This is a genomic window from Acinetobacter sp. YH01009, from assembly GCF_013420765.1.
GTDB lineage: Bacteria > Pseudomonadota > Gammaproteobacteria > Pseudomonadales > Moraxellaceae > Acinetobacter > Acinetobacter amyesii.
The window spans coordinates 380,348-398,365 of sequence record NZ_VOYE01000001.1 but is presented as its reverse complement, the minus strand read 5'-3'; the positions used below and the strand labels follow the sequence as shown (position 1 = coordinate 398,365).

Annotated in this window: 21 protein-coding genes; 14 read left to right on the top strand and 7 right to left on the bottom strand. The window is 40.5% G+C overall.

Annotation, left to right across the window (positions count from 1 at the left end):
- Positions 1–40: 40 nt before the first annotated feature.
- From FTT76_RS01995 to pabC, 4 genes are all read right to left on the bottom strand, one after another.
- A complete protein-coding gene (locus FTT76_RS01995; protein WP_180007634.1) occupies positions 41–460 on the bottom strand; it encodes a PaaI family thioesterase in 420 nt (139 codons plus the stop codon).
- A gap of 69 nt (positions 461–529) precedes the next feature.
- Positions 530–1,135: a dTMP kinase gene (gene tmk / locus FTT76_RS01990; protein WP_180007633.1), complete on the bottom strand. Its 606-nt coding sequence runs from the start codon at positions 1,133–1,135 to the stop codon at positions 530–532.
- 9 nt (positions 1,136–1,144) lie between these two features.
- The gene (gene mltG / locus FTT76_RS01985) at positions 1,145–2,197 is read right to left on the bottom strand and encodes an endolytic transglycosylase MltG (protein WP_180007632.1); all 1,053 of its coding nucleotides are present in this window, start codon (positions 2,195–2,197) and stop codon (positions 1,145–1,147) included.
- Between the two features lies 1 nt (position 2,198).
- Positions 2,199–3,008 carry an aminodeoxychorismate lyase gene (gene pabC / locus FTT76_RS01980; protein WP_180007631.1) on the bottom strand — a complete coding sequence of 270 codons (810 nt, stop codon included), beginning with the start codon at positions 3,006–3,008 and terminating at the stop codon, positions 2,199–2,201.
- A 161-nt stretch (positions 3,009–3,169) separates the two neighbouring features.
- Between pabC and FTT76_RS01975 the strand changes: the two genes are divergently transcribed.
- The 8 genes from FTT76_RS01975 to FTT76_RS01940 all read left to right on the top strand — a co-directional run bounded on the left by FTT76_RS01975 (position 3,170) and on the right by FTT76_RS01940 (position 11,238).
- Positions 3,170–4,177, top strand: coding sequence for a sulfate ABC transporter substrate-binding protein (locus tag FTT76_RS01975; protein ID WP_180007630.1), 1,008 nt, complete (start codon positions 3,170–3,172; stop codon positions 4,175–4,177).
- A gap of 176 nt (positions 4,178–4,353) precedes the next feature.
- A complete protein-coding gene (locus FTT76_RS01970) occupies positions 4,354–5,367 on the top strand; it encodes a sulfate ABC transporter substrate-binding protein (RefSeq protein ID WP_180007629.1) in 1,014 nt (337 codons plus the stop codon).
- A gap of 33 nt (positions 5,368–5,400) precedes the next feature.
- Positions 5,401–6,006 (top strand): alpha/beta hydrolase, encoded by a 606-nt coding sequence (locus tag FTT76_RS01965; RefSeq protein ID WP_180007628.1) that lies wholly within the window; start codon positions 5,401–5,403, stop codon positions 6,004–6,006.
- A gap of 85 nt (positions 6,007–6,091) precedes the next feature.
- Positions 6,092–6,925, top strand: coding sequence for a sulfate ABC transporter permease subunit CysT (cysT, locus tag FTT76_RS01960; protein ID WP_180007627.1), 834 nt, complete (start codon positions 6,092–6,094; stop codon positions 6,923–6,925).
- Entirely contained in the window at positions 6,922–7,809 is an 888-nt protein-coding gene (gene cysW / locus FTT76_RS01955) for a sulfate ABC transporter permease subunit CysW (RefSeq protein WP_078192018.1), read from the top strand. The genes cysT and cysW overlap by 4 nt, the downstream gene beginning before the upstream one ends.
- Positions 7,810–7,820: 11 nt before the next feature.
- On the top strand, positions 7,821–8,882 hold the full coding sequence (locus FTT76_RS01950; RefSeq protein WP_180007626.1) for a sulfate/molybdate ABC transporter ATP-binding protein: 1,062 nt from the start codon (positions 7,821–7,823) through the stop codon (positions 8,880–8,882).
- A gap of 55 nt (positions 8,883–8,937) precedes the next feature.
- The gene (locus tag FTT76_RS01945) at positions 8,938–9,861 is read left to right on the top strand and encodes a CysB family HTH-type transcriptional regulator (protein WP_078190345.1); all 924 of its coding nucleotides are present in this window, start codon (positions 8,938–8,940) and stop codon (positions 9,859–9,861) included.
- 162 nt (positions 9,862–10,023) lie between these two features.
- Positions 10,024–11,238 carry an OmpP1/FadL family transporter gene (locus FTT76_RS01940; RefSeq protein ID WP_180007625.1) on the top strand — a complete coding sequence of 405 codons (1,215 nt, stop codon included), beginning with the start codon at positions 10,024–10,026 and terminating at the stop codon, positions 11,236–11,238.
- 57 nt (positions 11,239–11,295) lie between these two features.
- Here FTT76_RS01940 and carO read toward each other — a convergent pair whose 3' ends face one another.
- Positions 11,296–12,006, bottom strand: a complete 711-nt coding sequence (carO, locus tag FTT76_RS01935) for an ornithine uptake porin CarO (RefSeq protein ID WP_180007624.1) — start codon at positions 12,004–12,006, stop codon at positions 11,296–11,298.
- 376 nt (positions 12,007–12,382) lie between these two features.
- On the opposite strand from carO, the gene dapD reads away from it, so the two are divergent.
- The 5 genes from dapD (at position 12,383) to FTT76_RS01910 (ending at position 15,744) form a co-directional block, all read left to right on the top strand.
- Complete coding sequence (gene dapD / locus FTT76_RS01930) at positions 12,383–13,204, top strand: 2,3,4,5-tetrahydropyridine-2,6-dicarboxylate N-succinyltransferase (protein ID WP_168378043.1); 822 nt, start codon at positions 12,383–12,385, stop codon at positions 13,202–13,204.
- A gap of 113 nt (positions 13,205–13,317) precedes the next feature.
- Positions 13,318–14,028 (top strand): 7-carboxy-7-deazaguanine synthase QueE, encoded by a 711-nt coding sequence (gene queE / locus FTT76_RS01925; protein WP_180007623.1) that lies wholly within the window; start codon positions 13,318–13,320, stop codon positions 14,026–14,028.
- A 29-nt stretch (positions 14,029–14,057) separates the two neighbouring features.
- Positions 14,058–14,729, top strand: a complete 672-nt coding sequence (gene queC, locus FTT76_RS01920; RefSeq protein WP_078190349.1) for a 7-cyano-7-deazaguanine synthase QueC — start codon at positions 14,058–14,060, stop codon at positions 14,727–14,729.
- Positions 14,730–14,742: 13 nt separating this feature from the next.
- Positions 14,743–15,150 (top strand): hypothetical protein, encoded by a 408-nt coding sequence (locus FTT76_RS01915; protein ID WP_078190350.1) that lies wholly within the window; start codon positions 14,743–14,745, stop codon positions 15,148–15,150.
- Positions 15,151–15,285: 135 nt separating this feature from the next.
- Positions 15,286–15,744, top strand: coding sequence for a peroxiredoxin (locus FTT76_RS01910; protein ID WP_180007697.1), 459 nt, complete (start codon positions 15,286–15,288; stop codon positions 15,742–15,744).
- 60 nt (positions 15,745–15,804) lie between these two features.
- Here FTT76_RS01910 and FTT76_RS01905 read toward each other — a convergent pair whose 3' ends face one another.
- The gene (locus tag FTT76_RS01905) at positions 15,805–16,404 is read right to left on the bottom strand and encodes a LysE/ArgO family amino acid transporter (protein WP_180007622.1); all 600 of its coding nucleotides are present in this window, start codon (positions 16,402–16,404) and stop codon (positions 15,805–15,807) included.
- Between the two features lie 138 nt (positions 16,405–16,542).
- Here FTT76_RS01905 and FTT76_RS01900 point away from each other — a divergent pair, with 138 nt between their 5' ends.
- Entirely contained in the window at positions 16,543–17,430 is an 888-nt protein-coding gene (locus tag FTT76_RS01900; protein WP_180007621.1) for a LysR family transcriptional regulator ArgP, read from the top strand.
- Positions 17,431–17,447: 17 nt separating this feature from the next.
- On the opposite strand, the gene FTT76_RS01895 is transcribed toward FTT76_RS01900, so the two are convergent.
- The gene (locus FTT76_RS01895; protein WP_180007620.1) at positions 17,448–18,014 is read right to left on the bottom strand and encodes a YceI family protein; all 567 of its coding nucleotides are present in this window, start codon (positions 18,012–18,014) and stop codon (positions 17,448–17,450) included.
- Positions 18,015–18,018 lie beyond the last annotated feature (4 nt).

Sequence of the window (18,018 nt, the reverse complement as noted above, 5' to 3'; positions counted from 1 at the left end):
ATTCGGCTTTTTATTTGAATCAGCAAATGCAATTGAGCCTTTATAATCGCTTCGGTGGAATAGAATAGCTTCCTGTTATATGTGCAACAGGCTCATCCACACCTGCTGAATACACCAACACCTCACCATAAATTATACTTTTGCCCACTTTCAGCAATCGACACTCGCCTATTAAGTCTTTATTGGCTTCTGGCTTTCTTAAAAAATTAATATTCATATTGGTCGTGACCGCAAGTCCCACAATCCCGATCTCCCCCAAGATGGCCACATATAGCGCAAAGTCAGCCAAAGTCATCATGGTTGGGCCAGAAATCGTATTACCCGGTCTTAGATCTTGTTCAGTGACATGCCAAATTAAGGTCGCGGTTTGCTGTCCAACTTCTTGAATCGTGCAATTTTTTAAACTTGGGGCAAATTCACGTTGTAAAAAATCAATAATCGCCTGCTTTCGATGCGGCATAAAAAAATCATCCATAACTTATGCTATGAATGATTTTTAAATCAAATACCTAAAGATTACTATGGCATTTTAGATCTGTTGCAAATGCAATAATGCCTGTTGAAAAACCTGTTCAGGTGTTTGCGTCGCATCGAGGCGCTTCATGCGTGCAGGTTCATTTTCATGAATTTCAGCAAAACCTGAACGCACTTTCTCAAAGAAAGTTGCTTTCTCTTGCTCAAATCGATCTAAAGCGCCACGTTCACGTGCACGTAACATCCCCGTTTCAATAGGAGCATCTAACCAAAAGGTAATATCAGGCATACGCGCCACAAAACCGCCATTTAAAACTTTCAGTTTTTCTCGGTCCAAACCACGGCCTGCACACTGATATGCAAAACTCGAATCTGTAAAACGGTCACATAAAACGATTTTATCTGCAGACAGTGCCGGTAGAATCACGGCTTCTAAATGCTGTGCACGTGCTGCATACATCAGCAATAATTCAGTATCATTACTCATGGTTTCTTCGTGGTTCACCGAAAGTAACAGTGAGCGAATTTGCTCTGCCATAGGTGTACCACCCGGCTCACGGGTTAATACCACATCTTTTGCTAAGTGTTGGAAATGCTCATGTAGTTTACGAATCAACGTGGTTTTACCCACACCTTCCGTGCCTTCAAAACTAATAAACATGCTCACTCCTCAATTTTTCGCACGAATTACCGATAAATACTCTTGTACCGCTCGGTTATGGTCTGACAAATTACTGCTAAATTTATGACCACCGTTACCTGTTGCCACGAAATAGATGTTATTTGACGCATCTGGATGCATCGCGGCTTCAATTGCTTTTTGACTCGGCAAAGCAATCGGTGTAGGCGGTAAGCCATTGATCGTATACGTATTATATGCTGTAGGTGTACGTAGATCTTGGCGAGTGATATTGCCTTGGTATTTATCACCCATGCCATAAATAACCGTAGGGTCCGTTTGTAAACGCATGCCTTGCTGTAAACGACGGACAAACACACCAGATACTTGCTCCAACTCACGATCAAGACTGGTTTCTTTTTCAATAATCGACGCCATAATCAAGGCTTCATATTTATCTTTGTACGGTAAATTTTGAGCTCGATTATTCCAAGCCTGATCTAAGGCTTTGATTTGTCGGTTATACAAATCCTTCAAAATTTTTCGATCAGACTCGCCTTTTGCAAAGAAATACGTATTCGGTGCAAATAATCCTTCAGGGTGTGAATACGGAATACCGAGCTCTTTTAAGATTTGTGCATACGGTAAATGACTGATGTCATGTGTCACCAAAGGGTCATTTTTTAAAGCATCTATCAGTTGCTTAAATGTCGTCCCTTCGATCACTAAAATTCGATTCATTTGCGCATTTTCAGAGTTAGAAATCAGTTTCATGACTTCACGTACGCTCATGCCTTCATGGATTTCATACACACCTGCTTTTAAGGTGTCATTAATCATGAACTTTTGGTACAACTTCAAAATAATAGGAAAATTAACTTGTTTCTCTTTGGCTAGTCTGTCAATAAATCCTGAATAGGTATCCCCTGCACCAATCGCCAACATTTGCTTTTTGCCTTCCACAGGATAGGCTTTAAACAAACTCGACCACAGTAAAATCGCCACAAGTACAACGATACCAAGTAGCACAACCAAACATGCTTTAAATGGAAAACCTGCTTTGGCAGATTTTTTCTTATTTGTTTTTTTAGACACGGTGGACATATTAACGAATCTGACTTAATTGAAGTGTTCGGAAAAGTTCAATACAAGCTTGAACATCTAACTCAACTCCATTCAGAGTTGATGCAATTTTCATGGGACTTAAGGCATTACAGAAAAAAACACTCTGAAAATGCGTAATTTCATCCATATTGACGTGACGTTGAGTACATGGAATCTGAAGCTGCTGCATCCGTTTTAAAATTTCTGCACGCATGACACCATGCACGCCATTATAACGAAGTTCGGGCGTAATCCATCCTTCATTTGTGCGAATAAAACAATTACTGCTCACACCTTCGACAACTGTACCTTGCACATCCGTCACTAAAGCTTCGCCCCATGGGGTTTGATCCAACTCTGCTTTGAGCATGACTTGTTCTAATCGATTTAAGGACTTTAAGCCCACCAAACTTGGCATGGTTAACCCAATAGCTTGATGTAATACACCACTTTCGACAGTTTCGTACTCAAAATCTGCAACGGTTTTGGGGTAATAAAACACCCAAACATCTGCTGGGTGCTCAGGTAAACTATAGCCACGCTGACCAATACCACGACTCAACACAATTTTTAAAGTGCCATTGACGACATCTTGTTTACGTAACAATTTTAAAGTGTCTTCAATAAGGTTTAAATCTGCATTTAGCTTTAATCGCTCATTGCTCAATTTTAATCGTGCAATATGCAAAGCTAAAAGTTCTATTTGTCCTTGGCGAATACGTGCCGTGCTAAAACAGCCATCGCCATAGTGAAAGGCTCGATCAAGTAAATTAACTTGTTCTATTTGCTGCGCATTTTTAAAACACTGCATACGTCGTCATCCCAATTACATCACTTTATTTTAAAAAATAATTGCTCAGCATATATTTCTTTTTTGTTCATATTAAATTCTTTTTTAATTATTTTTTCTGCATTAAAACTACAGATATTCTTGCCTCATCTAACAAAACATGTATAAAAATTGAGGACAACATGAATCTATCGAAATTAAAACTTGGGGTTTTGGCTGCATTCATTTCTGCCACAGCATTCAGTGCATCTGCCAAAGATTTCTTAAATGTGTCATATGATCCAACCCGTGAATTGTATGACAACTTCAATAAAGACTTTAGTGTTTACTGGAAAAAAACCACAGGCCAAGACATTAACTTTAAACAATCTCATGGTGGCTCAGGCAAACAGGCTCGTGCAGTTATTGATGGTCTAGATGCAGATGTAGTTACGTTGGCTTTGGCTGCAGATATTGATGAAATTGCTGCACGTGGTTTAGTTGCAAAAGACTGGCAAAAGAAATTTCCGCAAAACTCAACGCCATATACATCGACCATTGTGTTCTTAGTGCATAAAGGCAACCCGAAAGGCATTAAAGACTGGGGCGATTTAATTAAACCTGGTGTCGACATTATTACCCCGAACCCAAAAACATCGGGTGGTGCGCGCTGGAACTATCTAGCAGCGTGGGCTTGGGCAAAACATCAAGCAGGTGGTAATGATGCAAAAGCCCAAGAATTTGTCCGTCAAATTTATAAGCAAACCAAAGTCCTCGACTCAGGTGCTCGTGGTGCAACAACTACATTCGCTGAACGTGGTATTGGTGACGTGTTATTGGCTTGGGAAAATGAAGCACATTTGGCAGTTCGTGAACAGCCAGGTAAGTTTGAGATTGTGACCCCTTCACTTTCTATGTTGGCCGAGCCACCTGTTGCGATTGTAGAAAAAAATGCTAAGAAAGATGGCAATGAAAATTTAGCCAAAGCGTATTTAAATTATCTGTACTCACCTGCAGGTCAAACTATTGCCGCACAGAACTATTATCGTCCACGTAATGCGGCAGTTTTAGCAAAATATAAAAATGTTTTTAAACCTTTAAAACTCGTCACGATTGATAAAGAGTTTGGTGGTTGGAGCAAAGTGCAGAAAAAACATTTTGAAAATGGTGGTGTCTTTGATCAAATCGTGAAGATCAATAATTCCAAATAATGCTTTAAATACTGAAAAGCATCTTCCTTTCGCATAAGGTCGATGCTTTTTTTTCATGGACATGCCTTTTATCTTTTTTATTCATATAAAATTCGTTTTTAATTATTTTTTATGCATAAAGATTGGCGCTATTCTTCACCCATGTTACAGATAAAGTAAAAATTATTGAGGTTCACATGAGTATTTCCGCAAAGTTAAAATTGGGTGTTCTTGCTGCAGTCATTTCGACGGTTTCTTTTGGCGCAGCTGCAAAAGACTTCTTAAACGTATCTTACGACCCAACGCGTGAACTCTATGAAAGTGTGAATAAAGACTTCAGCAAATATTGGGAAAGCCGTACAGGTCAAAAAATTAATTTTAAACAATCTCATGGTGGTTCAGGCAAACAAGCGCGTGCAGTCATTGATGGCTTAGATGCCGATGTAGTGACTTTAGCACTTGCAGCGGATATTGATGTGATTGCAGAAAAAGCCAAACTTTTACCTGCAGATTGGCAAAAGAAACTTCCGCAAAACTCAACGCCATATACCTCAACTATTGTGTTCTTAGTACGTAAAGGCAACCCAAAAGCGATTAAAGATTGGGGCGATCTAGTTAAACCAGGCGTGGGTATTATCACCCCAAACCCGAAAACCTCAGGCGGTGCACGTTGGAACTATTTAGCTGCGTGGGCTTGGGCAAAACATCAAGCGGGTGGTAATGATACAACAGCTCAAGAATTTGTCCGTAAAATTTATAAAAACACCAAAGTGCTCGATTCAGGCGCACGTGGTTCGACTACGACCTTTGCTGAACGTGGTATTGGTGATGTATTGCTAGCTTGGGAAAATGAAGCACATTTAGCGATTCGTGAACAACCGGGTAAATTTGAAATTGTGACCCCTTCACTTTCAATTTTAGCTGAGCCCCCTGTTGCTGTTTTAGAAAAAAACGCAGAGAAAAAAGGTAATCTTTATTTAGCCAAAGGTTATTTAAACTTCCTTTATTCACCACGTGGTCAGCAAATCGCAGCTCAGAACTTTTACCGTCCACGTAACCCTACAACACTTGCACAATACGCGTCAGTCTTTAAGCCACTTAAACTCGTAACCATTGATAAAGAATTTGGTGGTTGGGATAAAGTCCAAAAAGCACACTTTGAAAATGGCGGCGTGTTTGACCAAATCGTCAAAGCCAACAATGGAAAATAAGACCATTCATTGACTGAATCAGGAGAACTTGACATGACACATACAGTAATTGTCCCGGGTGTAGGCGGTAGTGAACACGCACATTGGCAATCTTGGTTACAACGTCAGCTCATGTCTAGCTCTCGTGTTCAGCAAAAAGACTGGAATCATCCTGTACTCAAAGACTGGATTAAACAATTCGTTCAAACCGTACGACCTTTACAGGGTGAAATTCAAATTGTGGCGCATAGCTTTGGTTGTTTAACCACGGTGGCAGCATTGGCCTTGTATCCAGAACTTAATAAAAAAATCAAAAATTTAGTTTTGGTTGCGCCAGCCAATCCAGCACGCTTTGGAGAAAACGGCTTTGCACGCGACAGTACGACGGATTACAAAGCATTTTTTCATCAATTAAGTATTCGTGTGCCGACAACGATGTTGATTAGTGAAAATGATCCTTGGCTTGGCTTTGAAGATGCAAAACAACTTGCTGATGCTTGGAAGCTTTACCCTGTGAATATGGGTGCTGTTGGTCACATTAATGTTGCATCAGGTTTTGGACCGTTTCCTGAAATTTTCAATTACTTAATTTCAGAAAACCACATGAAACATATCAGCTTTACTGATGAAAACAAGTATTTATTTCAATTTGCTTTTTAAGTACTGAGCATTAAGCTTGTCGCAAAATCATTTATTCAATTTTGCTGACCTTTTAAGTCAGCTTTTCTCATTTTGAGGAGTCATCATGTCGCAGCGATCCCGAGTGCTGCCAGGATTTGGTCTTTCTCTAGGCTTTACCCTAGCGTATTTATCCTTAATTGTGCTCATTCCCCTTTCGGCCGTATTTATTAAATCTTTAGGTATCGGTTGGGATGGACTATGGGAGATTTTAAGCTCAGAACGTATTTTAAAATCGTTACAACTGAGTTTTAGTGCCGCCATTATTGCTGCGTTAGTCAATGTGGTTTTTGGTTTGCTCTTAGCATGGTGTTTGGTTCGTTATACCTTCCCGGGTAAACGTATTATCGATGCATTGGTTGATTTGCCTTTTGCATTGCCAACTGCCGTTGCTGGTATTGCACTGACTTCGTTATATGCACCGACTGGTTGGATCGGTCAGTACCTTGAACCTATTGGCATTAAAGTCGCATATACCCCAATCGGTATTACCTTGGCCCTCATCTTTATTGGTATTCCGTTTGTGGTTCGTACTGTACAGCCTGTACTGAGCGACCTAGAAACTGAACTCGAAGAAGCAGCTTCAGCATTGGGTGCAAATCGCTTTCAGATCGTGACCAAAGTGATCTTACCTATTCTATTTCCTGCGCTGTTAACAGGTTTTGCTTTGGCCTTTGCACGCGGTGTGGGTGAATATGGATCGGTGATTTTTATCGCAGGTAACCAACCCTTCAAGACTGAAATTGCCCCATTGATGATTATCTCTCGCCTTGAAGAATATGATTATGCAGGTGCGACCACGATTGCGGTTGTGATGCTGGTGATTTCTTTTGCCATTTTATTCTTAATTAACTTGGTTCAAGCATGGGCAAGTCGCCGTACAGGGAGAACTGCACGATGAATACGAACAGTAATGCGCTTGCGGAAAAATTACAGTCGCGTGATGCAACGCGTGAACCGACATGGGTTCGTTATACCCTGATCATCATTGCTTTAATTTTCTTCTTAAGCTGCCTGATTCTGCCATTGGTTTTGGTTTTCGTTGAAGCCTTTAAACAAGGTGTTGGCGTTTACTTCCAAGCACTGGTACATCCAGATACATTATCAGCAGTAAAACTTACGCTACTGACAGCTGTGATTGCCGTACCGTTGAACGTCGTCTTTGGTGTAGCTGCGGCATGGTCTGTTGCCAAGTTTAATTTCCGTGGTAAATCTATTTTAACCACGATTATTGATATGCCATTTTCAGTCTCTCCAGTTATTGCTGGCTTAATGTTGGTATTGATTTTTGGTACTCAAGGTTGGTTAGGCGGCTGGCTGATGGATAACGACATCAAAATTTTATATGCCGTTCCAGCCATTGTCCTTGCTACTGTGTTTATTACCGTTCCTTTTGTGGCACGTGAGTTGATTCCATTAATGGAAGCTCAAGGGACAGAGGAAGAAGAAGCAGCTATCGTATTGGGTGCTTCAGGCTGGCAGACTTTCTGGAAAGTGACACTTCCAAATATCAAATGGGGCTTAATCTACGGCGTGATTCTATGTAATGCACGTGCAATGGGTGAGTTTGGTGCTGTTTCTGTGGTTTCAGGTCACATTCGCGGCGAAACCAACACCTTACCGCTACACGTAGAAATCCTTTATAACGAATATACCTTTAGTGCTGCTTTTGCTGTGTCTTCACTATTAGCGCTCTTGGCGATTGTGACCCTGATTTTAAAAACATGGGTTGAACTACGTCAGGAACGACAAGACAAGCGTAAAGAAGATTCACAAGTTTCTTAAGGAATGACCTCATGAGTATTCAAGTAAAAAATATTGAAAAACACTTTGGTGCATTCCATGCACTTAAAAATATCTCTTTAGATTTCCCTGATGGCCAGCTCGTTGCGCTGCTTGGCCCATCAGGCTGTGGCAAAACCACCCTGCTCCGTATCATTGCAGGACTTGAATCTGCCGATGGCGGTCAAGTCATTCTAGAAGGTGAAGATGCCACCAAAGTTCATGTCCGTGAACGTGAAGTTGGTTTTGTATTCCAACATTATGCACTGTTCCGTCATATGACCGTATTTGACAACATTGCTTTTGGTTTACGTGTACGCCCACGTGCAACACGCCCATCTGAAGCCGAGATCAAAAAGCGGGTTACTCGTTTGCTTGATCTTGTTCAGCTTGGTTTCTTGGCTGACCGTTACCCAGCTCAGCTTTCAGGTGGTCAACGTCAACGTATTGCCTTAGCGCGTGCTTTAGCGGTTGAACCGCGTGTGTTATTACTGGATGAACCTTTTGGTGCATTGGATGCCAAAGTTCGTAAAGAATTACGCCGCTGGTTACGTACCTTGCATGACGAACTCCACATCACCTCTATTTTCGTGACCCATGACCAAGAAGAAGCGCTTGAAGTGGCCGATCAAATCATTGTGATGAATAAAGGCAACGTAGAACAGATTGGCTCGCCGCGTGAAGTTTATGAAAAACCTGCAACACCGTTTGTATTTGACTTTTTAGGTCAAGCCAACCGTTTTGAAGGTCAAAATAGCAATGGCCTTTTTCAAATTGGTGAAGACCGAATTTTGTTGCCACAAAATGCCAATGCACCGCAAGGCAATGTCATTGCCTTTGCTCGTCCGGATGAACTGCGTATTCATGCACAGCCGCAAGAAAATGCCATCCAAGCGACTTTTGTACGTGAGCTTTGGATTGCAGGTAAAGTCATTGCTGAACTGCATGACCGCCAAGGCAATCTGATCGAAATTTCATTAACGGCAGATGAAGCGAAAGCGCATCAATTCCGCCCAAATCAAACGGTATGGTTAAGTGCAACGAACTTGCATTTATTTGAAAACCAAGTTGCATAAAACAAAAAGTGGGGGCCGTCATAAGCCCCACTTGCTTTTAAGGTAAAATAAAATTATGAATTTCCAACAATTAAGAATTATTCGAGAAACAGTACGTCAGAATTTTAATTTAACAGAAGCGTCTGCTGCACTTTACACCTCGCAGTCTGGCGTGAGTAAACACATCAAAGATTTAGAAGATGAACTTGGTGTACAGCTGTTTATTCGTAAAGGTAAACGTCTACTCGGTTTAACCGAACCAGGCCAGTCATTATTGGGTATCGTTGAACGCATGCTCGTGGATGCTGACAATATTAAACGTCTGGCAGATGACTTTAACAAAGTAGATGAAGGGACATTGACGATTGCGACCACACATACGCAAGCACGTTATGTCTTGCCGCCGATTGTGAACCAATTTAAAAAAGAATTTCCAAAAGTTCATCTAATTTTGCAACAAGCAAGCCCTGTTGAAATTACAGAAATGCTCCTTCAAGGTGAAGCGGATATCGGGATCGCAACCGAATCATTAACCAATGAAGATAACCTGGCAAGCGTGCCTTACTACAACTGGCAACACAGCATCATCACGCCTAAAGAGCATCCACTAACCCAAAAATCAAATATCACTATTGAAGATTTGTCGAACTATCCAATTATTACCTATCACGGTGGTTTTACAGGTCGTTCAAAAATTGATAAAGCCTTTGAAGATTCAGGCTTTGATGTTGATATCGTAATGTCTGCACTTGATGCAGACGTTATTAAAACCTATGTTGAACTCAATATGGGGGTGGGTATTGTCAACGATGTAGCATATGACCCAGAACGTGACTACCGCCTAAAACAGATTCCTACCGATATTTTTGGTGTTAATACCACTTGGATTGCTGTTCGCAAAGGACATTTACTACGCGGTTATGGCTATGAGTTTATTTCTTTATGTTCACCAGATGCTGACATCAAAGCGTTGAAAAAAGTCGCTTACCCAGAAGACTGATAGACCAATTAACGAATTAAAGAGGACACCTGCTGTCCTCTTTTTTTGGTAAACACATATTTTATCTAAGTTTTCTTGGCTTTATTTTTAATTGTGCTTAAAATACGTTCAACACAATAAAAATTAAAACCTCATTACTTCCGACCCATAAGCCAGGACTTTATGAAAAATCAATTCGTCGCAGTGGCAGTCGGTATCGTCTGTCCCATACAAATCATGTATGCAGCAGGGATAGAAAACTCAGATCAATCGATCTCGGCCTTTCTTGAACCCGGAAATTATACTGAAGTCAGTTTCGCTTATGTTGATGCTCAAATTGACGGCAAAGTACAGAACCAAGCTTCAATTAGTGAACTAGGCGTAACTGATTTTTCTACAGGGAATCTCGCCCATCAACAATTTTCTGGGAAATTGGCACTCAAAATTCAACCACATGAAAATATTTCTGCGGGACTAATTTATGAGCAACCTTTTCATACTGATATCAGTTATCAATATAGTCCTCGCTTACCAGATAGCTCAAATATCGATATTGAAAGCGCCGATATTAACTTTAGAACGCATAACCTAACTGGACTGGTAGGCTATCAACCCAATAATAATTGGAATATTTATAGCGGTTTAAGCCTACAAACATTTAAAGGTGATTTAAAAATTTCTGGGCAACAATATGCTGCTCTCAATGGCTACCATGCCGATTTTAAACAAGATGAAGCGCTTGGTTGGCTGCTCGGATTCAGTTATCAAATCCCTGAATATGCTATTAAAACTAGCCTAACCTATCGTTCAACAATCAAACATGAAAATAAGACCTTTGAATCAACTTTATATTCAAATGGTCCTTTTCAATTAGTACCAGACACCCATACCTCCATTCAAACGCCACAAAGCGTCAATTTTGAATTTCAAACAGCCATTAGCCCATACAATGTTGTATATGGCACAGTTCGGTGGATTAATTGGAAAGATTTCAACATTCAGCCACCGCAGTTTAATGCCGTGCTTCAATACGCAGCACTCGATCCACAATACCGTGATTTAGCTGATATCCAATTGGTGGAATATCAGAAAGATCAATGGTCAGGAAAGTTGGGGATTGCACATCAATTGAATCCGAGTTGGCTCGCTGCTGCAGAATTTATTTGGGACAACGGGACAGGAAATGCGGCGTCTACCTTAAACCCAAGTGATGGCTATCGAGGTTTAGGTTTAGGTATGATGCATAAATTTAACCCGAACAATTTTCTAGCAACTGGCTTGTATTATCTGAAACTCTCAAAACCATCAAATACTGAAACATCTCATATTTCAGGTCTTGCAAGTGTCTCAGACAATGATGCCATGATCTATGGTCTGAAATTTGGTCACAGATTTTAAACGCTTTCAAAAAAAAAAAACGAGCCGAAGCTCGTTTTTTTTTGTTTCAGTAAGAACTTACCAATGGTAGCTCACACCTACTTTACCCACTGGAAGCCATTCATATTTGTCATCTTGTTCGATGTTACGTTCATGGTCAGCAAGTAATTCGCGGTCAGCAGGAGTACCACCAACAGCTGTTAATTTTGCAGTTGGGTTACCAGTGTAATAAGCACCTACTTCACCAAAAACACCCCAGTTTTTATTCAATTTTGGTGCAAAACCAAGACCTAGGTATGGTGCGATATCGTTATCATAAGACACTTTACCGTTTAGACGTTCGAAAGAAGTATCTTTACCATCAATTTCGATTTCACCGCTTTTCGCTGTAGATTTCAAACCATATTCAGTATCGATATAACCTACACCCGCAGCGACATAAAGACCTTGAGCCCATGGATTAGCACTTGCACCCCAAGGACGTACTTCTGCATTTAAGTAACCAACTTTGTTATCCATATCCATGTCGTATTTTACGCCATCTACAGATAAGTCATCTGACCATGAAATATCACCACCGTTATAACCTAAAGCAAGGCCGACGTATGGGTTCGCAGTCCAAAGTAAGGCACCACCATAACCCGTTGTACCCACTTCTAGACGAGCGCCAGTTGGGATAAGTTGGTTTTGATCAAATGCATAGCCATCATGAACTACAGAGGTATCTGCCATTGCAGTACCTGCAGCAGTAAGTAGAGCAGCTACTGTTAATAAACGTAATGATTTCATGTGTTTCTCCTCAAAATAAACTGTTTTTCAGATTTCGTTCAATCTTGTTATATGGCACATGTTAAAAGGAAACACAGCTCAACTTTTATGCAAATTTACTGATTTTTTGTTAACTTTTGATACATTTATATTTTAACATTGATTAATAAAGAGTTTTTTCTTCATTTTTTTAAAAAGGATAAAGATGATTGGGACAATTTCTGTATATTTCGCGTAATTTATATACAAACTTTATAAAAATGCTACATCCATCACCTTTAGTTTTTTGCTTTTAGCGCTTGCTTAATAATTAATTCCGATCCTAGGACGATTTACCATCTATTTTTGACTCGATTTAGTGTAAAATCTTGGAAAATTTTTTTCTGGATGGAAGAACATGTCTCAGCTTTCAACAATCATTGAACAAGCGTTTGAAGACCGTGCTAATTTCACTGCAGCTGACTGTCCTGCTGAAGTACGTGCAGCAGTAGAAGAAGTGATCGCTGGACTAGATAACGGTACATTACGTGTTGCTGAAAAAATTGATGGTGAATGGATTGTTCATCAATGGGTGAAAAAAGCCGTTTTGCTTTCATTCAAATTGAACGACAACAAACCAATGGAAGCTGGTGACTTACGCTTCTATGACAAAGTTGATACTAAGTTCTCTGACTGGACTGAAGAACAATTTAAAGCTGCTGGTGTACGTGTAGTACCGCCTGCTGTAGCACGTAAAGGTTCTTTCCAAGCAAAAAATGTTGTATTGATGCCTTCTTATGTGAACATCGGTGCATATGTTGACGAAGGTACGATGGTTGATACATGGGCAACTGTTGGTTCATGTGCTCAAATTGGTAAAAACGTACACTTATCTGGTGGCGTTGGTATTGGTGGCGTTCTTGAACCACTTCAAGCAAACCCAACAATCATTGAAGATAACTGCTTTATCGGCGCGCGTTCTGAAATCGTTGAAGGTGTGATCGTAGAAGAAGGTTCTGTGATTTCAATGGGCGTATTCATTGGTCAATCGACTAAGATTTATGACCGTGAAACTGGCGAAATCCATTATGGCCGTGTTCCTGCTGGTTCTGTTGTGGTTTCTGGTAGCTTGCCGTCTAAATGTGGTAAATACAGCCTATACGCTGCAGTAATCGTGAAAAAAGTTGACGCGAAAACTCGTGCAAAAACAAGCTTGAACGAATTATTACGCGAAGACTAAGTCTTTATTTCAGCGGAGCATTCGTGTTCCGTGGAGCCTCTATCGCTCCTCGTCTCTACGGTTAGCAATGATCGTAGAGATTTTTTGTTTTTTTATATCTGGTTAATTTTGTTATGAGTACCCTTCGATCTTCCGCTATTCCTGTTTCTGATCCGTCTGCGGGTTTACGTATTACGGAGATTTTTTATTCATTGCAAGGTGAAGCCAATACCGCAGGTTTGCCTACGGTCTTTATCCGCTTGACGGGCTGTCCCTTACGTTGCACTTATTGTGATACAACCTATTCGTTTGAAGGCGGTGAACGCCAATCATTAGAAGAAATTATTCAAACCACTTTAGATTTTAAAACTCCTTATATTTGCGTGACGGGTGGTGAGCCACTTGCTCAACCGAACGCCCTTCCCCTCATGACTCGTCTGGCCGATTTAGGCTGCGAAGTCTCTTTAGAAACCAGTGGTGCTTTAGATGTGTCTAAAGTTGACCCACGTGTTTCAAAAGTTATGGATTTAAAAACCCCGACGTCGGGTGAAGTTGCACGAAACTTGCTTAGCAACTTCGACCATTTAACGCCACATGATCAAATCAAATTTGTGATTTGTAATCGTGAAGACTATGAATGGTCAAAACAGCAAGTTGAGCACTATAAGCTAAACGAAAAAGTCAGCACCATTTGGTTCTCTCCGGCCTTTGCCGTTGAAAAAGGTGCTGTTCGTTTGCCTCAGCTTGCACGTGATTTAGCACAATGGATTTTAGAAGACCATCTCCCTGTTCGCTTCCAATTGCAATTACATAAGTTGCTTTGGAACGATGAAACTGGTCGTTAAGTTTTAAAGAATTATTTGGAGTAATGCATATGCGCCCTCGTGCCATAGTTTTATTGTCTGGCGGCTTAGACTCAACCACTTGTTTAGCTTGGGCTCAAGCACGTTATGAGTGTATCGCCTTAAGTTTTATGTATGGTCAACGTTCTACGACAGAACTAGATGCTGCTCGTGAGTTAACCAAGCAGGCTGGTGTAGAACATCGTGTCATTAATATCGACTTAGGTAACTTAGGCGGCTCTGCGTTAACTGACCATAGCATTGAAGTTCCTGATCATGAACAAGCCGGTATTCCTGTAACTTATGTACCAGCGCGTAACACGATTTTCTTGTCATATGCTTTAGCTGCGGCGGAAGTTTTTGGTGCAGAAGCGATTGTCATTGGTATTAATGCAGTTGATTACTCAGGCTATCCAGACTGTCGTCCAGAGTTTATCGAAGCATTTGCCAACATGGCTCGCCTTGCAACAAAGGTTGGCGTTGAAGGAAAACCACTTAAATTTGAAACACCTCTGTTACATTTATCCAAAGCAAATATCATTCGCTTAGGTATAGAACATGGCGTAGACTACAGTCAAACGGTGTCTTGCTATCAAGCAGATGACCAAGGTCGTGCTTGCGGTAAATGCGATAGCTGCCGTCTTCGTAAACAAGGTTTCGTTGACGCAGGTGTTGAAGATCCGACACGTTACATACCGAAATAACAAGGTAGGGTTTATGAAAAATTTAAAATCAAACATTATTCTTTCTGCTGCTTTCTCTGCAGCTGCATTGTTTGCTTCAGTTGCACACGCTGACAACGACAAGCTTCAACAAGCATATAAGAGCACTAACGTAAAATCTTCGTTAATTAATGTTTGTAAAGAAGAAACTGGCAAAGGTAAAAAACTAACTGCCGCTGAAGTTAGCAAATACTGTACTTGTGCTGTTGAAGCAGATGGTCGTTTAACCAATGCTCAAAAATGGGAAATCCAAAGCACAATCAACCAGAAGAAAAGCCCTGCAACACTCGCTTTTGTTCAAAAACAAAATAAAGACCTTCAAGCATGTTTCGGTCCTCAGTTAACAGGTAAATTAAAAACTTTAACTGAAGAAGCAATGAAATCAGCTCAAGCGAAAAAATAATTTTTCGTCTCAAAAAAGCCTGCAATTGCAGGCTTTTTTATTGCTTTAAGTTCAAAGTAAATTCTGTATGATGGTCATATTTCACATACTTTGTTTAAGCCCGTTTAGGGATAAGACATGAAAAAGGAAATCTTCATGACTGAAATTAGCTTACCAAATCAAACCTTCCCAACCACCTCAGGTGAAGTCAACCTTGCAGAAGTCAACAATGACTGGCTGATCGTCTACTTCTATCCTAAAGATTCAACACCAGGATGTACGACGCAAGCCATTGGGTTTTCATGCTTAAAAGATCAGTTTGATGCGCTTAATACCCCAATCTACGGCATTTCTCGTGACTCGGTTAAAGCCCATCAAAACTTCACTGAAAAGCAAAATCTAAGCATTGATTTAATCAGTGATAAAGAAGAAGTGCTATGTCAGCATTTTGACGTGATTAAAGAAAAAAATATGTATGGCAAAAAGGTTATGGGCATCGAACGTTCAACCTTTATTTTCCATCATGGCAAGCTGGTAAAAGAATATCGCAAAGTCAAAGCTGCAGGCCATGCAGAACAAGTCTTAGAAGATTTAAAAGCACTACAAGCAGCATAACAGTAATGATTTGAGCCCGCTCCTTTAGGAATGGGCTCAAACTTAATAAGAAGCTTCTAACTAGAGCAATAATGAGGCTGCAATTCCCCACATCACAACGCCAATAATAAAGTCTAAAACTTTCCATGCCTTTGCACTTTGGAAAAGCGGTAATAAATAGCGCGCACCAAAACCGAGGACAAAGAAAAATACCCATGAAGCTGTAATTGCCCCAATCGCAAAATATACTGCGGTCGATTCAAACTTCGTGGAAATAGACCCAATCAGCACAACCGTATCAAGATATACATGTGGATTTAACCATGTTAAAGCCAAGCAGATTAGTACCAACTTCAATAGTTTGGTTTCATTCTTCTCACTGGGCGCTAAACTGCTCGAAGTTTTGAAGGCTTGCAGAAAATGCTGTGCTCCATAAACTGCTAAAAAAGTTGCGCCCAAATATTTAGCTCCATTGACAATTTCCGGATGACTTTCAACCAATTGGGAGAATCCGAGCACACCTAGTAAGATGAGTATCGAATCAGAAGCAGCACAAATAGCGCAGAGCCAAAAGACATACTGCTTTTTTAACCCCTGCTTGAGAATAAACGCATTTTGCGCACCAATCGCGATAATTAGGCTAAATCCAATTGCGAGCCCTTGCATATAACTGTGCAACATTTTTAACTACACTTTCAAAGCTTTAAATGAATGTTGCTATTATCCAAGCTAATTGCTAAAAATAAGTATTTATAAATAAATATCAATATAACTAAGTTTTTCTTAGTTTGTGAAATTTCTAATGCTCATAGGTGACTCATGTTACAAAGCAAACATAGCGAAGCTTTTCTTGCAGTTGCTGAAACAGGAAGCTTTGAACAAGCGGCACTGCGTTTAAACATTACGGCATCTGCGGTCACGCTCAGGCTGCAAACCTTAGAAAAGAAATTAGGTCATGTACTCATTGTACGTGAACGACCCTGCCGCCCAACACTCGCGGGCCAATCATTATTACATTATTTACAACACAGCAAATTACTAGAACATAATTTTCTGCAAAATCTAACAGGACAAACGGCGAATGCTTTCTATCAAGTCAATATTGCGACCAATGCTGACTCACTTGCGACATGGTTGCTTCCGCTACTCAAAGATCTCTTAATTGAAGAAAAAATCGTGATTCATTTTCAGGTCGATAATCAGTCACAAACACATCATTTATTAGAAGCCGGTTTGGTCAATGCCTGTGTCACAACAGAATCAGAAGCCATGAAGGGCTGCGTCGCAGAATATCTGGGAGAAATGCATTATCGCTTTGTAGCAACCCCTGATTTTATCCAAAGATGGTTCGGTCAAGGTGTGACGCGAAATGCGTTAAGGGCTGCGCCTGCACTGATTTTTAATGAGAAAGATGACTTACATACACAATCGATTCAGAAGAATTTCGGACTCAACCCTTCACAATATCCACATCATTTCATTCCCTCTTCAACGGCATTTTTTGATGCCATTACGATGGGCTTGGGCTATGGATGGTTACCCGACTATCAAAGTAAAGACTTATTAGCAGCGGGAAAATTGATAGAGCTTTCAACAGAACTCAGTATTGATCTAGCTTTGTATTGGCATCATTGGAACCAACAATCTGTTCAATTACAAAAATTGACTGCTGTTGTGCTGCAACATGCCAAAGATCATATGTGTTAAACCCTGTAAGACTGCGGTTATTCAAGCCGCCATTGGCCTTTGAGCTGAATCAGTACTTGCTCACCAACTCCACCGAGTGCTTTACGCATACCAAAATCACTACGCTTAATGGTTGCTAAAGATTGAACATCCAACACTTTTGGATTTTGCGGACTAGGGGTAAGTGTAGTATCGAAGATCACAGGTTTAGTGATACCACGAATGGTCAGATCCCCTCGAATCATATATTTCGCATAAGCCACGGGTTCGATTTGTTTACTGACAAACTTCACTTGCTTAAATTCAGCGGCATCAAAATATTCACTTCCCAAGATTAATCCCTTTAAGCTTGGGTTACTAAAACTGATGCTATCTACATCTAACACCAAATGAGCTGAACCTTTATGTGGAATTTCAGGATCAAACTTAAGGTTCGACTGAACCTTATTAAAGCGCCCTTCAACAATCGACAGCCCCACAGATTTAATACCAAAAGTGACCTGACTATTAGGGGTTAGCGTCCATTCAGCAGCATGTAGGGGCAATACGCAGCATAAAGCGAAGGCTCCCATATATTTTGCTAACGTTCCGTGACGCAAATTCATGTTT

What these genes read in the sequence shown, in the direction of transcription:
- FTT76_RS01995 (WP_180007634.1), bottom strand. Translation starts at nt 460, where the DNA reads ATGCCGCATCGAAAGCAGGCGATTATTGATTTTTTACAACGTGAATTT.
- tmk (WP_180007633.1), bottom strand. Translation starts at nt 1,135, where the DNA reads ATGTTTATTAGTTTTGAAGGCACGGAAGGTGTGGGTAAAACCACGTTG.
- mltG (WP_180007632.1), bottom strand. Translation starts at nt 2,197, where the DNA reads ATGTCCACCGTGTCTAAAAAAACAAATAAGAAAAAATCTGCCAAAGCA.
- pabC (WP_180007631.1), bottom strand. Translation starts at nt 3,008, where the DNA reads ATGCAGTGTTTTAAAAATGCGCAGCAAATAGAACAAGTTAATTTACTT.
- FTT76_RS01975 (WP_180007630.1), top strand. Translation starts at nt 3,170, where the DNA reads ATGAATCTATCGAAATTAAAACTTGGGGTTTTGGCTGCATTCATTTCT.
- FTT76_RS01970 (WP_180007629.1), top strand. Translation starts at nt 4,354, where the DNA reads ATGAGTATTTCCGCAAAGTTAAAATTGGGTGTTCTTGCTGCAGTCATT.
- FTT76_RS01965 (WP_180007628.1), top strand. Translation starts at nt 5,401, where the DNA reads ATGACACATACAGTAATTGTCCCGGGTGTAGGCGGTAGTGAACACGCA.
- cysT (WP_180007627.1), top strand. Translation starts at nt 6,092, where the DNA reads ATGTCGCAGCGATCCCGAGTGCTGCCAGGATTTGGTCTTTCTCTAGGC.
- cysW (WP_078192018.1), top strand. Translation starts at nt 6,922, where the DNA reads ATGAATACGAACAGTAATGCGCTTGCGGAAAAATTACAGTCGCGTGAT.
- FTT76_RS01950 (WP_180007626.1), top strand. Translation starts at nt 7,821, where the DNA reads ATGAGTATTCAAGTAAAAAATATTGAAAAACACTTTGGTGCATTCCAT.
- FTT76_RS01945 (WP_078190345.1), top strand. Translation starts at nt 8,938, where the DNA reads ATGAATTTCCAACAATTAAGAATTATTCGAGAAACAGTACGTCAGAAT.
- FTT76_RS01940 (WP_180007625.1), top strand. Translation starts at nt 10,024, where the DNA reads ATGAAAAATCAATTCGTCGCAGTGGCAGTCGGTATCGTCTGTCCCATA.
- carO (WP_180007624.1), bottom strand. Translation starts at nt 12,006, where the DNA reads ATGAAATCATTACGTTTATTAACAGTAGCTGCTCTACTTACTGCTGCA.
- dapD (WP_168378043.1), top strand. Translation starts at nt 12,383, where the DNA reads ATGTCTCAGCTTTCAACAATCATTGAACAAGCGTTTGAAGACCGTGCT.
- queE (WP_180007623.1), top strand. Translation starts at nt 13,318, where the DNA reads ATGAGTACCCTTCGATCTTCCGCTATTCCTGTTTCTGATCCGTCTGCG.
- queC (WP_078190349.1), top strand. Translation starts at nt 14,058, where the DNA reads ATGCGCCCTCGTGCCATAGTTTTATTGTCTGGCGGCTTAGACTCAACC.
- FTT76_RS01915 (WP_078190350.1), top strand. Translation starts at nt 14,743, where the DNA reads ATGAAAAATTTAAAATCAAACATTATTCTTTCTGCTGCTTTCTCTGCA.
- FTT76_RS01910 (WP_180007697.1), top strand. Translation starts at nt 15,286, where the DNA reads ATGACTGAAATTAGCTTACCAAATCAAACCTTCCCAACCACCTCAGGT.
- FTT76_RS01905 (WP_180007622.1), bottom strand. Translation starts at nt 16,404, where the DNA reads ATGTTGCACAGTTATATGCAAGGGCTCGCAATTGGATTTAGCCTAATT.
- FTT76_RS01900 (WP_180007621.1), top strand. Translation starts at nt 16,543, where the DNA reads ATGTTACAAAGCAAACATAGCGAAGCTTTTCTTGCAGTTGCTGAAACA.
- FTT76_RS01895 (WP_180007620.1), bottom strand. Translation starts at nt 18,014, where the DNA reads ATGAATTTGCGTCACGGAACGTTAGCAAAATATATGGGAGCCTTCGCT.